The sequence below is a fragment of the Proteus genomosp. 4 str. ATCC 51469 genome (assembly GCF_003144375.1).
Taxonomy (GTDB): Bacteria; Pseudomonadota; Gammaproteobacteria; order Enterobacterales; family Enterobacteriaceae; genus Proteus.
Window position 1 is genome coordinate 59,673 of the sequence record NZ_PENV01000011.1, and the last position, 13,384, is coordinate 73,056.

General features: G+C 36.8%; 13 protein-coding genes and 1 tRNA gene. 6 read left to right on the forward strand and 8 right to left on the reverse strand.

The annotated features are described in order from the left end of the window. Positions 1-175: 175 nt before the first annotated feature. Positions 176-252, reverse strand: a tRNA-Pro gene (locus DK866_RS11115). A 300-nt stretch (positions 253-552) separates the two neighbouring features. Here DK866_RS11115 and DK866_RS11120 point away from each other — a divergent pair. Further along, on the forward strand, positions 553-858 hold the full coding sequence (locus DK866_RS11120; RefSeq protein ID WP_109408950.1) for a DUF5339 family protein: 306 nt from the start codon (positions 553-555) through the stop codon (positions 856-858). 74 nt (positions 859-932) lie between these two features. Here the strand turns inward: DK866_RS11120 and DK866_RS11125 are convergent, their stop codons facing one another. Further along, entirely contained in the window at positions 933-1,268 is a 336-nt protein-coding gene (locus DK866_RS11125) for a YceK/YidQ family lipoprotein (protein WP_208105078.1), read from the reverse strand. A 387-nt stretch (positions 1,269-1,655) separates the two neighbouring features. Between DK866_RS11125 and DK866_RS11130 the strand changes: the two genes are divergently transcribed. After that, positions 1,656-3,314 (forward strand): putative transporter, encoded by a 1,659-nt coding sequence (locus DK866_RS11130; protein WP_109408951.1) that lies wholly within the window; start codon positions 1,656-1,658, stop codon positions 3,312-3,314. Between the two features lie 265 nt (positions 3,315-3,579). On the opposite strand, the gene DK866_RS11135 is transcribed toward DK866_RS11130, so the two are convergent. Together DK866_RS11135 and DK866_RS11140 are read right to left on the reverse strand one after the other, a co-directional pair. Further along, positions 3,580-4,839, reverse strand: a complete 1,260-nt coding sequence (locus DK866_RS11135) for a valine--pyruvate transaminase (RefSeq protein ID WP_109408952.1) — start codon at positions 4,837-4,839, stop codon at positions 3,580-3,582. Between the two features lie 170 nt (positions 4,840-5,009). Next, positions 5,010-5,594 carry a DNA-3-methyladenine glycosylase I gene (locus DK866_RS11140; RefSeq protein WP_109408953.1) on the reverse strand — a complete coding sequence of 195 codons (585 nt, stop codon included), beginning with the start codon at positions 5,592-5,594 and terminating at the stop codon, positions 5,010-5,012. Between the two features lie 237 nt (positions 5,595-5,831). On the opposite strand from DK866_RS11140, the gene glyQ reads away from it, so the two are divergent. Further along, complete coding sequence (gene glyQ / locus DK866_RS11145) at positions 5,832-6,737, forward strand: glycine--tRNA ligase subunit alpha (protein ID WP_004246832.1); 906 nt, start codon at positions 5,832-5,834, stop codon at positions 6,735-6,737. A 9-nt stretch (positions 6,738-6,746) separates the two neighbouring features. Further along, the gene (gene glyS, locus DK866_RS11150; RefSeq protein WP_109408954.1) at positions 6,747-8,819 is read left to right on the forward strand and encodes a glycine--tRNA ligase subunit beta; all 2,073 of its coding nucleotides are present in this window, start codon (positions 6,747-6,749) and stop codon (positions 8,817-8,819) included. 116 nt (positions 8,820-8,935) lie between these two features. Here glyS and DK866_RS11155 read toward each other — a convergent pair whose 3' ends face one another. The 4 genes from DK866_RS11155 to DK866_RS11165 form a co-directional block, all read right to left on the reverse strand. Then, positions 8,936-9,361, reverse strand: coding sequence for a hypothetical protein (locus tag DK866_RS11155; RefSeq protein ID WP_109408955.1), 426 nt, complete (start codon positions 9,359-9,361; stop codon positions 8,936-8,938). Further along, on the reverse strand, positions 9,351-9,896 hold the full coding sequence (locus tag DK866_RS20160; protein ID WP_244179691.1) for a hypothetical protein: 546 nt from the start codon (positions 9,894-9,896) through the stop codon (positions 9,351-9,353). The genes DK866_RS11155 and DK866_RS20160 overlap by 11 nt, the downstream gene beginning before the upstream one ends. Next, positions 9,865-10,239, reverse strand: coding sequence for a hypothetical protein (locus DK866_RS20165; RefSeq protein ID WP_244179692.1), 375 nt, complete (start codon positions 10,237-10,239; stop codon positions 9,865-9,867). The genes DK866_RS20160 and DK866_RS20165 overlap by 32 nt, the downstream gene beginning before the upstream one ends. A gap of 164 nt (positions 10,240-10,403) precedes the next feature. Beyond that, positions 10,404-11,690 (reverse strand): DUF3748 domain-containing protein, encoded by a 1,287-nt coding sequence (locus tag DK866_RS11165; RefSeq protein WP_109408956.1) that lies wholly within the window; start codon positions 11,688-11,690, stop codon positions 10,404-10,406. A gap of 136 nt (positions 11,691-11,826) precedes the next feature. On the opposite strand from DK866_RS11165, the gene DK866_RS11170 reads away from it, so the two are divergent. Beyond that, positions 11,827-12,444 (forward strand): trimeric intracellular cation channel family protein, encoded by a 618-nt coding sequence (locus tag DK866_RS11170; protein WP_072068818.1) that lies wholly within the window; start codon positions 11,827-11,829, stop codon positions 12,442-12,444. Positions 12,445-12,749: 305 nt separating this feature from the next. Beyond that, positions 12,750-13,373: a guanylate kinase gene (gene gmk / locus DK866_RS11175; protein ID WP_006534608.1), complete on the forward strand. Its 624-nt coding sequence runs from the start codon at positions 12,750-12,752 to the stop codon at positions 13,371-13,373. The last annotated feature ends 11 nt before the right edge of the window (positions 13,374-13,384 follow it).

Below are 13,384 nucleotides of genomic sequence, written 5' to 3' on the forward strand. Positions count from 1 at the left end.
TTTTATTCTTGCGCTTAATAAGAAAATGGAGTGTCAGACTAAAGATAAGCAAGAGAGAAAATACCATTATGGCGAAAAACTGAGGTGAGGACTGACACATCTTGTGTGTATCACACTTACTTGGGAAGGGCTAAAACGACAAAACCCCGCTTTAAAAAAGCGGGGTTTCTTAATATGGTCGGCGAGAGAGGATTCGAACCTCCGACCCACTGGTCCCAAACCAGTTGCGCTACCAGGCTGCGCTACTCGCCGAAAACGAGGTGCATCTTACTGCCAGAAACCCACTGCGTCAATACTTTTTTAGTATCTCCTGACTGTTCGTATGGTTTTCAACCAAAACGCTTGATTTTTAACTTTTTTATCATAAAATCCACCCACTTTTAGCGTAACTATAACAATCGGCTTCTTCTATATTCTCTGCAAATTCTGTTTTTCTTTACATTGCTGATAAAAAACAAGAAAAAATAACAAATTTATTCGCTAATACTATCGTTTATTTTATATGCTTTTTATATAATTTACTTATGTCAAATAAGGTGGGTAGTTTAGAGAATGAAACAATGTTGGTGGAGCCTCGCAATACTCCTGTTGTTAACCACACTTCCAGCCCAAGCATCCACGGCACATGCTTGCCGAGTGTACTTTAAAGAAGCAGACAAATTTATTCAGTATATTTCTCAACGTGAGGATCTAAAGCATAATATACCTGAAATTAAAGGAAATTTTGAGCAAAGCAAAAAACAGATAATGGCAGCATCGCTAACAGAACAAAAAGTAATATGTGATAAAGAAATGCAAGAGCTTAATAGCCTTAATAAAATGTTCGGCCCTAAAGAAGAAACAGTATTAAATAAATAGCCCTATAAATAGTTAAATAAACAGATAATGACTAAATAGAATTACTTATTCGTTATTTAGTCATTATTTTGATATTAATTCTTATTTTCATAATTATTATCTGCTGTTGTACTTTCTAATCTTTTTACTCGTTCTTTTGGTGAGTTATCACTTTTATCATCACTCTTGGTATAATAATCATAAGGCAGTAACAAAGTATCTAATACTGCACTAAAAGGAAAATCTAAAAGAACTAAGGGTTTCATTGCCCACCCTGTTTCATCATCTTTTAGCATTGCCATATTATTTTTTGTCCCTGAATAAAGCTCTTTATTGGGGCCAGCATGTGTCATAACGCTAGAACATCCCGTCAACAAGGTCATTAAAAATGTGATTAATGTTAAATTTTTACTCGTCTTTCTAAATATCATAGGGCACCTATAAAACAAGATCAGGAGTCAACACTTTTTATCATATAGTTAAACCTGTTTTCTCTTATAGGACAAGAGAAAGATGATATAAAATAGCTTAATTTTTCAATAATTAAATAAATAAGCATGCACAAAAAACCTTATTAATATAATTAAAAAAAACATAATAAAATTATCAATTATTATGTTTCTCTGATATTAAAATTCAACCCTCTTTATTTTAAAAAAACATTTTAACTCTATATTTATCTTTCTTATTTTTTTGATCTTTATATATTCCGAATCTGTGCGATAAGACACAGCGACCTTCTTTGTTCTTTGCCAAAATAGGTTTATCGTTTTAGCTCAATTTTTTAATTTTTATTTTTTGAGTATAGGATCTTTTTTATGAGTGATATTGCATTAACAATGGTGATGTTGTCATTAGCAGGCGCTCTAGGTCTTTGGATTGGCAATATCAAAATCTATCGAGTCAGCCTAGGAATAGGTGGCGTTCTTTTTGGTGGTATAATTATTGGGCATTTTGCTCAACACTATAACCTTTCACTCAACGCACAAACTCTTCATTTTATTCAAGAATTCGGTCTTATTCTTTTCGTTTATACCATTGGTATTCAAGTTGGCCCTGGTTTTTTCTCTTCATTACGTGTTTCTGGATTAAAACTCAACGCCTTTGCGATTTTCATTATTCTTCTTGGTTCTATCATCACCGCCTCAATTTATCGCTTATTTGATGTTCCTTTACCTATTATTTTGGGTATTTTTTCTGGTGCTGTCACCAATACCCCGTCTCTGGGCGCGGGGCAACAGATACTCACTGATTTACATATTGATCCTGCTTTAATCGGGCAAATGGGAATGGGCTATGCGATGGCTTATCCTATGGGAATTTGTGGCATCTTGTTAGTTATGTGGCTTATTCGTGTGTTTTTTAAAATCAACATTGATGACGAAGCGAAAACCTTTAGTAACCAGCAAAATAGTACTAAAGAGGCACTACATACTATTAATATTGCCATTAAAAACCCCAATTTAGATGGTTTATTAATGCAAGATATCCCACTACTCAATGAAGATGCCATTGTATGCTCTCGTTTAAAACGTGGTGATAACATTATGGTACCGATGCCATCAACGATTATTCAGTTAGGGGATTTGCTGCATATTGTTGGCTCGAAAGAAGATCTTAATAAAGTACGCCTTGTATTAGGCGAAGAGGTTGACGCTTCACTCTCAACATCAACCAATTTACTACAATCAGTACGGATCGTTGTCACGAATGATTCCGTACTCAGTAAGCGTTTAAAAGATCTTGATCTTAAAAGAAAATACGATGTTGTCGTTACTCGATTAAACCGCGCAGGTATCGAACTAATTCCAAGCAATAACAGTATGTTGCAGTTCGGGGATATTCTTAATGTTGTTGGTCGCCCTGAATCTATAGAAGCAATTACTGTCCTGTTAGGTAATGCTCGTCAAAAATTAGAGCAAGTTCAAATGCTACCCGTTTTTATTGGTATTGGATTGGGGGTTTTACTTGGCTCTATTCCTATTTTCATTCCCGGTATTCCCGTAGCTCTTAAACTGGGATTAGCCGGTGGCCCTCTTGTTGTTGCCTTAATTTTAGGGCGTATTGGAACATTCGGTAAGCTCTATTGGTTTATGCCACCAAGCGCAAACTTAGCATTGCGTGAATTGGGCATTGTCATGTTTCTAGCCGTAGTAGGGCTAAATTCTGGTGGCGAATTTGTTGAAACCTTAATTTATGGTCAAGGGCTGAGTTGGATTGGCTACGGCATTCTTATTACACTATTACCGTTATTAATTGTGGGGATCATAGCCAGGATCTTCTTTAAACTTAATTATTTAACTCTTTGCGGAATGTTAGCTGGTTCAATGACCGATCCACCAGCACTGGCCTTTGCCAACTCAATACATAGCTCTAGTGGAGCTGCGGCACTTTCTTATGCCACCGTTTATCCTTTAGCGATGTTTTTACGCATAATAACACCACAATTAATGGCACTTATTATCTGGAGTTTGTAGCAAAAATAATAAATATATTAATCAGTTGAACCTAATATGTTACTAAAATCCACATTTTGCTTAGCAGAGGGATAATTAAGGCCATGAATGGCTCTTATTTAAGCCATAGATTTTATGATTGTCTGTTTTAATAGTTCTCGTGCTAAGAAATTTAGATTGAGACGGATTGCTAAATATTTAGTAATCAATTTCTTTCCGTCAAACTTATGCTCAAAAGTCCTCGTTATTGTCTTTGCCCCTTCTTCTCGCTGAAGGGGCATTTTTATTAGATATTCACTGGCTGATAGATATTCTCGATTTCTTCAGCCAGAATTTTTATTCCTTTCTCTATCAATTCAGGCTCAGGCACGTAATTCATACGCATACATTGATGAGCGTGATCCCATGAATCTTCTAATCCCGGAAAAAAGTAATGCCCCGGCACCATTAATACACCGCGTTTTTTCAAACGACGATATAGCTCTTCACAAGAAACAGGTAAGTCTTTAAACCACAACCACAAGAAAATAGCGCCTTCTGGTTTATGAATAAGGCAACGTTCTTCAGGCAAGTAACGGCGAATAATATCAATAGTTTCAAGCACTCGTTGATGATAAAAAGGCCCAATTACCTCTTGAGATAATCGCATCAAATCATCACGTTTTAGCATTTCCAATGCCATTGCAGGTCCAATTCCACCAGGTGCAAGACTAATAATGCCATTCACATTTGTAATGGCTGAAATAAGCTCTTCACTGGCGATAATAATGCCACAACGTGCGCCGGGTAGACCTAATTTAGACAAGCTCATACATAGAATAGTATTGTCATTCCAACGAGGTGTTGCTTGAGTGAAAATGATACCCGGAAAAGGAACACCATAAGCATTATCTATAATAAGAGGGATATTATGCCGTTTAGCTAAGTCCTCTAGCTTTTCAACTTCGTCATCAGTAATAACATTACCAGTTGGATTTGTTGGTCTAGAAACACAAATAGCCGCAATATCATCACCAATTTCAAGATGAGCAAAATCAACATGGTATTTGAATTGCCCATTTGGCAACATTTCTATAGTTGGCTTATTTGCAACAAACAGATCTTCTTCTAATCCAGAATCGGCATAACCGATATATTCAGGCGCTATAGGAAAAAGAATTTTACGTTTCTTGCCTTCAGGCGTTGTACCACCTAATAAATTGAACAAATAGAAAAAAGCACTTTGGCTACCATTGGTTAATGCAATATTTTTTGCCGAAATATTCCAGCCTAGCTTCTCTTTTAAACATGCCGCCAACGCTTGTAACATTGCATCTTTGCCTTGCGGGCCATCATAGTTACAAACTGCATCACTTAACGTGCCATTTTCTGTCATCTCTTTAAGTAACTGGCGGAAATAGTTGTCCATTTCGGGAATATGCGCAGGATTACCACCTCCCAACATCACGGCACCCGGTGTCCGTATTCCTTCATTTAAATCTTGCATCAAGCGAGCAATGCCTGAATGTTGAGCAAATTTTTGCCCGAATTGTGATAGTTGAGTCATCTTTGCAGGTATCTTCTATGTTGCTTTCTCGTTAAGAAATACCATACCGCGAGCTTTAATCTGCATCAATAGTTATAATAGAAATGATAAAATAGGAATATTAATACAGATTTAAATATTGAAATATAAAACCAATAACCTATTAAATTAAAGATAACTCAACCAAAATCTTACTTTTTATTGGTGTTTTTACTCTCTTCTTGGCGACAAAAACAAGAGAGAATATGGTCATTCACCATACCAACGGCTTGCATAAAAGCGTAGCAAGTTGTTGTACCAACAAATTTAAAACCTTTTTTCTTTAACGTTTTTGCCATTTTATCTGAGATTTCAGTGGACGCAGGTACTTGTGATATATCATCCCACTGATTAACAATTGGTTTATTATCAACAAATTGCCAAATAAACTGACTAAAATCTTCACCTTGCTCTTCCATTGCCATAAAAACACGCGCGTTATTAATAATGGCGTTAATTTTTCCTTGATGACGAATAATTGCAGGATCTTGCAATAAAGCTTCAACATCCTTATCTGTCATTTTAGCAATTTTTTCAGGTGAAAAATTAAAAAAACAGCGACGAAAACCTTCTCTTTTTTTGAGTACGGTATACCAAGATAGCCCGGCTTGTTGGCCTTCGAGGCAAATCATTTCAAAAAGTTTGTATTTATCTCGTTCAGGTTTTCCCCATTCATCGTCGTGATATGCCAAATATTCAGGATCATTGGTTACCCAATCGCAACGTTGTTTAATCATTCGCTCATTCCTTGTTATCAATAACTTTCAATAAAATCACTTATATACTGTATAAATACACATGTAAATAGGTGAAAAAGAATTCAATCTAATTCTTTGAGCATAGTCATAAAGTCAATTAAAGGATTATTTTTTTGATCGAGGGAAAATTGCCCGCATTCCTTGCTGTATATCTTTCGTCTAGAAGGTATACTGAAACCTTTCTTTTTATTCTATGTATCGCCATGCGGATATAACATGCAAAAGTTTGATACCAAAACCTTTCAAGGTCTTATCCTGACACTACAGGATTACTGGGCTCGCCAGGGCTGTACCATTGTCCAACCATTAGATATGGAAGTGGGTGCAGGCACATCGCATCCAATGACCTGTTTACGAGCATTAGGGCCAGAGCCTATTGCTGCGGCTTATGTACAACCTTCACGTCGCCCTACTGACGGACGCTACGGTGAAAACCCTAACCGTTTACAGCACTATTACCAATTCCAAGTTATCATTAAGCCATCACCGGATAACATTCAAGAACTGTATCTTGGCTCTTTAAGAGAGTTAGGTTTAGACCCAACTATCCATGATATTCGTTTTGTAGAAGATAACTGGGAAAACCCAACACTGGGTGCTTGGGGCTTAGGCTGGGAAGTTTGGCTCAACGGCATGGAAGTCACGCAATTTACCTACTTCCAACAAGTGGGTGGATTAGAGTGTAAACCTGTTACAGGCGAAATTACTTACGGCTTAGAGCGCCTTGCCATGTATATTCAAGGCGTAGATAGTGTCTATGACTTAGTTTGGTGTGATGGCCCATTAGGTAAAACCACCTATGGTGATATCTATCATCAAAATGAAGTTGAGCAATCAACTTATAACTTTGAATATGCTGATGTAGACTTCTTGTTCTCTTGCTTTGAACAGTATGAAAAAGAAGCCCGCGAGTTGTTAGAGTTAGAAAAACCTCTGCCTTTACCTGCCTATGAACGTATCTTAAAAGCAGGACACACCTTTAATCTATTGGATGCACGTAAAGCAATTTCAGTGACAGAACGTCAACGTTATATTTTACGTATCCGTACTTTAACCAAAGCGGTTGCTGAAGCATATTATGCTTCTCGTGAAGCGCTTGGTTTCCCTATGTGTAAAAAGTAAGAGGCTATCATGACAACTGAGACTTTCCTCGTGGAAATCGGCACGGAAGAATTACCGCCGAAAGCGCTTCGTTCTTTAGCCGAATCTTTTGCTGCTAATTTTACTGCTGAGCTGGATAACGCCAATATCACTCATGGTGATGTATCTTGGTTTGCAGCTCCTCGCCGTTTAGCCATTAAAGTGGCCAATATGGCAAAATCACAAGCAGATAGAACCATTGAAAAACGTGGTCCTGCGATTGCTCAAGCATTTGATGCTGATGGTAAACCAACAAAAGCGGCTGAAGGTTGGGCAAGAGGTAATGGCATTACGGTTGACCAAGCAGAACGCTTATCAACAGATAAAGGTGAATGGTTATTTTATCGTGCAGAAGTAAAAGGTGAAGCTGTTAACCAATTACTGATTGGCATGGTAAGCACTGCATTATCAAAATTACCAATTCCAAAATTAATGCGCTGGGGCGATAAAGAAACTCACTTTGTACGTCCTGTTCATACTGTCACTTTATTATTAGGTGATACTGTTATTGATGGTGAAATTTTAGGTATCCAAAGCGATCGCGTTATTCGTGGTCACCGCTTTATGGGTGAAGCTGAGTTCACTATTGATAATGCAGATCAGTATCCTGAAATTCTTTATGAACGCGGAAAAGTTATCGCTGATTACGAAACGCGTAAATCAATTATTCTTCATGATGCTCGCCTTGCGGCTGAAAAACTTGGCGGTATCGCAGATTTAAGCGATAGCTTAGTGGAAGAAGTCACTTCATTGGTTGAATGGCCGGTTGTGCTAACAGCAAAATTTGAGGAAAAATTCCTTGAAGTTCCTGCTGAAGCACTGGTTTACACCATGAAAGGTGACCAAAAATATTTTCCTGTTTATGACAAGCAAGGCAAATTGTTACCTAACTTTATTTTTGTCACTAATATTGAATCTTCTGATCCACAACAGATCATTAGTGGTAACGAAAAAGTGGTACGTCCTCGCTTAGCTGATGCAGAGTTCTTCTTTAAAACTGACCGTAAACAACGTTTAGAAGATAACTTACCACGCCTTGAAACCGTATTATTCCAGAAAGATTTAGGCACACTGCGTGATAAAACAGACCGTATTCAAGCATTAGCTGGCTTTATTGCGGATGAAATGGGTGCTGATGCTAATAAAGCAACCCGTGCAGGTTTACTGTCAAAATGTGACTTAATGACCAATATGGTGTTCGAATTCACAGATACCCAAGGTGTTATGGGTATGCATTATGCGCGTCATGATGGTGAAGCTGAAGAAGTCGCAGTTGCATTGAAAGAACAATATCAGCCTCGTTTCGCAGGTGATGAATTACCTTCTAATCCTGTTGCTAGCGCCCTCGCTATTGCAGAGAAAATGGATACCCTTGCAGGTATTTTCGGTATTGGTCAACATCCGAAAGGGGATAAAGATCCATTTGCTCTACGTCGCGCATCATTGGGTGTTTTACGTATTATCGTTGAGCAAGATTTACCGTTAGATATTGAAGACCTGACACAAGAAGCTGTTCACCTTTACGGTGATAAACTGACGAATAAAAATGTCGTCAGTGATGTCGTTGAATTTATGTTAGGTCGTTTCCGTTCTTGGTATCAAGAATTGGGTTACAGCATTGATACTATTCAAGCAGTATTAGCACGCCGCCCAACACAACCTGCTGACTTCAATGCTCGCGTTAAAGCGGTAACTTATTTCCGTACATTAGACGAAGCCTCTGCGTTAGCAGAAGCTAATAAACGTGTTTCTAATATCTTAGCAAAATCTGCTAACGTAAAACTGAATGACACTGTTTTAGCTTCCGTCTTAAAAGCACCAGAAGAAGTTCAATTAGCAGCGAATCTTTCTGTATTACAAGATAAGTTGGCACCTTTATTTGCAGAGCGCAAATACCAAGAAGCCTTAGTTGAACTGGCTTCATTACGTGATGTGGTCAATAACTTCTTTGATAAAGTCATGGTAATGGATGAAGACGAAGCAGTTCGTATCAACCGTTTAACTATGTTAAGCCAATTACGTGAACTGTTCTTAAAAGTCGCGGATATTTCTGTTTTACAATAAGTTGTAAACCTTAGAAAACATAAACCGGCATTGTGAAAGCAATGCTGGTTTTTTTGTATATATCCCCCTAGCTAAACTGGGGATATATATTGTTTTTATAGCTAATTCAATATGAATTAAAAAGGCAATTCTTCTATATTTTTATATGCCAATTCCATTATTTTAATAGATGCTTTATCTATAATATTTGCAATAATATTAGACAATTCTTTGAAATCACTTGCATTGAATACTTCTTGTTCGGTTTCTATTTCAACAGGGAACCCACTTACATCATCAATGTTATAGCCAAATAATATGAATCCGTAATTAAAATTTAATTTTGTTTTACTTATACAAACCAAACTATTACCACTTTGAAAATCCATATCTTCAAAGCGGTTTGTTTTTATTAAAATTTCGATTTTATTATGAGTAAAATCTTCTAGCTTTTTTACTATTTTATATATTTCTTCTTCTATTTTATTCTTTATATCTAGAACTGAAGAAGCTCTATCCAAAGAGGCTTTTATTCTATTAAAAATTTCATTTTCATCGTTCATGTAAAATCCCACAAAATATTGGATAGTGATCAAATTTTTCAAAAAAAACTTTATCTAAACACTCGTTATCATCTTTTAAAATTTTATGAAAATCAAGCTTATCAACATCTAATTTAAAACAATCATCTGCCCCATATAAAAATGAGGAAGAAAATATTATTTGATCAAAAACATGCCATCGATTAGAGGGTGCAGACTTATAATAATAAGTACCTATATTATTTGTTTTTTTATCTGATAGGAGATACCAAAAGGGATTAAAAAGTAACTCTCTCTTTTTCTTTATAATATGATAATCTCTCGTCGCGTAGAGTATATCTACCATAGCTTCTGAATATGGATTGGTATTATAGTCTCCCATACAAATAAATTGAGAATCACTACCGTATTTTTTTAAGATTTTATCTATATTAATTCTCAATTCTTGAGCAGCAGAGTTTCTCACTTTATCATCAGCACTGAGTACTGATGGCCAGTGTGATAAGAATAGAGTTATAAATTTATTATACTCTGTTTCTTTGAATACAATCCTCACCCCCCACTCTTACAGTTCTATTATCAGGCTGTAACTTAGTTAAAAATTTACTTGAAACAAACTCCAATTTACTCATTTCATACATTATCGATATATCAATAATTACTCGGCCAACCTTACCAGAAAGATCAATGTAATCCATTTCCAATTCATTTGCTAACTCTTCAAAATCAATAGCTTCATCTTCAGAAACCTCACAAAGTGCAACAATATCAAGATTCCTTTTTTCAACCATATCTTTTATATAGTCTTTAGCTAATTTAATTGTTTCACTATTTTCTTTTTTAATTTTCTTTATTGGTGGTGATATGCCAATATTCCACCAGCATAATTTTATTTCCATTTAATATTTCTATCTATAAAGTTAAAAGCCAAAATTATAATCTAAAAATAAAAAAAATAAAATTAGCTAAATTAATTAAAAACTTATGTATTCAAATCCAATTAATTTTAATTAGATTTAGAAAAAAGGTATCAATATTATCTTGATACCTTTTACATTAAAAACTACAGCCCAGTCTCTACTGTAAATATCTGGCGATAACCATCAACATCACGCATAAATGCAATATATTGGTCATTCGGAGAGAACACGACAGCATCACTACTTGGTGGCTGTGCTGTTTTTTCTGTTAAACGTGTTAGTTCACCCGTTTTCACATTACATAGCATCACGCTGTTATCACAAATAAAAGTGAGATATTGTCCGTTACTATTCCATGTAAAGGCTGATTGAATATCCCAATCCTGCGAGGTGACTTGTTTTATCTCTTTCGTACTTGGCGATACCGTATATAACTGCACAATGCCGTTATCATCTTTCATCAAGAAAGCAATCGCATCACCTTTTGGGGAACTTCTTAACCAGTGACGAGGCTGATTTAAAACACCTGCATATTTTCTATTAGATGTATTTGTTAGGCGAACTTGATGAATACCTTTAGCCACCGCTGGCATTGTTGTATCAGTTCCTGCCAGTGGTTTATCACCTTCAATACTGAAAGCCTGATTATCATCAGGTAAATCCACTAAGAAAATATCAGAAACTTTATCGCCATTTTCACTCACAGTATCGCCGATAAATGCAATAGCCCAACGTTGTTGTGAACCATCAGCCTTTGTATAACCCTGAGTACCAACCCAACACTCTTCATAAGCTTTATTAATTTCGTCACTTCCCTTTTGTGGATGAGCAACAGTTTGGCTTATTACAGTACAAAAATATTCACCATCATATTCACGATGATGTTTTTTAGCGACATTTACCGCCTTTAGTGGCACAGCAACCGCCACATTACGTTGATCATATTCGCCACCCAGTTCATGCATAATATGATCGTTATATGTAAAGCTTAAACGCGTACCGTCAGGACTAAAGACATGAACATGCGTTCCGCCACGTAAAGCACCGGCTTGATAAGGTGATGTCAACGAGCAAGCGTCGATATTAAATGCACGATTGTTTTCTAACTCATCAACAATCACTCCGCGACGATGATGAAAATCATAATGCCATTCATCATCTGGGTTTTCAGGCCCATGAATAAAAGCATAACGCACAGGCTCAGTTGGACATACTGTAGCCACACCAACATGTGCCCCTTGTGTAGCAGTGTAAATTATCTGTTGCTGTTTTGTTTTCGCATGAATTTTTTCTATGGTTAGACCCGTAAAAGATCCCCCATTGGGACGTACATCATAGACTAACCACTGGCTATCTGGTGTCCAAACATTTATATTGGTTAACTGATGATGACGGCTATCAAACGTAATCTGGTGTTCCTGAAAAGACATATTTATCCTTATCGGGAAATAAATTTCCACATTATAAAAACTAATTAATTTTACCTGGCACTAAAAAAATTCAGTCGAGACTTTTTCGCAAGGTAATTACTCTATCCTCACTAAATAGTCAGAAAATTAGAAAATCATGTTACTTAGTGTTCTCTATATTATTGGTATTACTGCAGAAGCCATGACGGGTGCGCTTGCTGCTGGCCGTCGTAAAATGGATGTTTTTGGCGTCATTATTATCGCCTCTGCAACTGCCATTGGTGGTGGCTCTGTCAGAGACATTCTACTCGGCCATTACCCACTGGGTTGGGTAAAACATCCTGAATATATCGTCACTGTTGCATGTGCTGCTGTTATCACCATGTGGGTTGCTCCCATGATGAAACATCTACAGCGACTCTTTCTTATCCTAGACGCCATCGGCCTAATGGTTTTCTCTATTATCGGTGCACAAATCGCACTCGATATGGAATATGGCCCAATTATTGCTGCTATTGCCGCGGTGATTACAGGGGCTTTTGGTGGTGTATTAAGGGATATGCTCTGTAATACCATTCCTTTGGTTTTCCAAAAAGAAATTTATGCCGGTATCGCTTTTGGTGCTGCGTGGCTTTATATGGGATTACTGTTTTATACACCATTACCAAGAGACGTTATTATCATCATTACCCTTGTTGCTGGGTTAACGGCTCGACTTCTCGCTATTCGTTATAAATTGGGCCTACCAGTCTTTAATTACGAGAATCAAGATTAACGAATCGCTGTTTTAACAACAGCGGTTATTTTTGATTCTGTGGGGTATCTCAAAATATAATCTCTTTTCACTATTGTGATAAAAGGTAATTCCTATCACTGAACCTTTAATTGTATGTTAATATTGGCATAGTTTAATTTTTCTCTTATTTTCCCAATTAAAAAAGAGAACCTAATAAGAAAAAAATAGCCTTGTATTAAACATGGGCACTGTATGTCATTCATTGTATGTGTATACTATATGGGGGATTTGCTCCCTAAACATGTATTTATACTTAATTCTCCAGTCAAATTCAGAAAGTCATCATGATCCAAGGAACTCTTTATATTGTTTCCGCTCCAAGCGGTGCGGGTAAATCAAGTCTTATTCAAGCGCTGTTAAAAACACAGCCTTTATATGACACGCAGGTTTCTGTCTCCCATACCACTCGTCCTATGCGACCGGGAGAAAGCCATGGTGAACATTACTTCTTTGTCACTGAAGAAGAATTCAAAAGCATGATAGACAGCGGGGATTTCCTCGAACATGCTTGTGTTTTTGGTAATTACTACGGCACATCCGGCAAAGTTATTAAAGAAATCTTAGCCAGTGGTGTTGATGTTTTTTTAGATATTGATTGGCAAGGCGCACAACAAGTGCGTAAAGCGATGCCTGAAGCTCGCAGTATTTTTATTCTGCCACCGTCAAAAGAAGAGCTTTACCGCCGACTTCGTGGACGTGGGCAAGATAGCGAAGAAGTGATTACAAAACGTATGTCGCAAGCTGTATCGGAAATGGAACATTTTAATGAGTATGATTATTTGCTGATTAATGATGATTTCAATACTGCGCTTGCTGATTTACAATCAATTATTCGTTCAGAAAAATTACGCCTTGATCGTCAAACGCTACGACATGGTGATTTAATCAGCAAATTATTGGCAGACTGAGTTAACTTTCA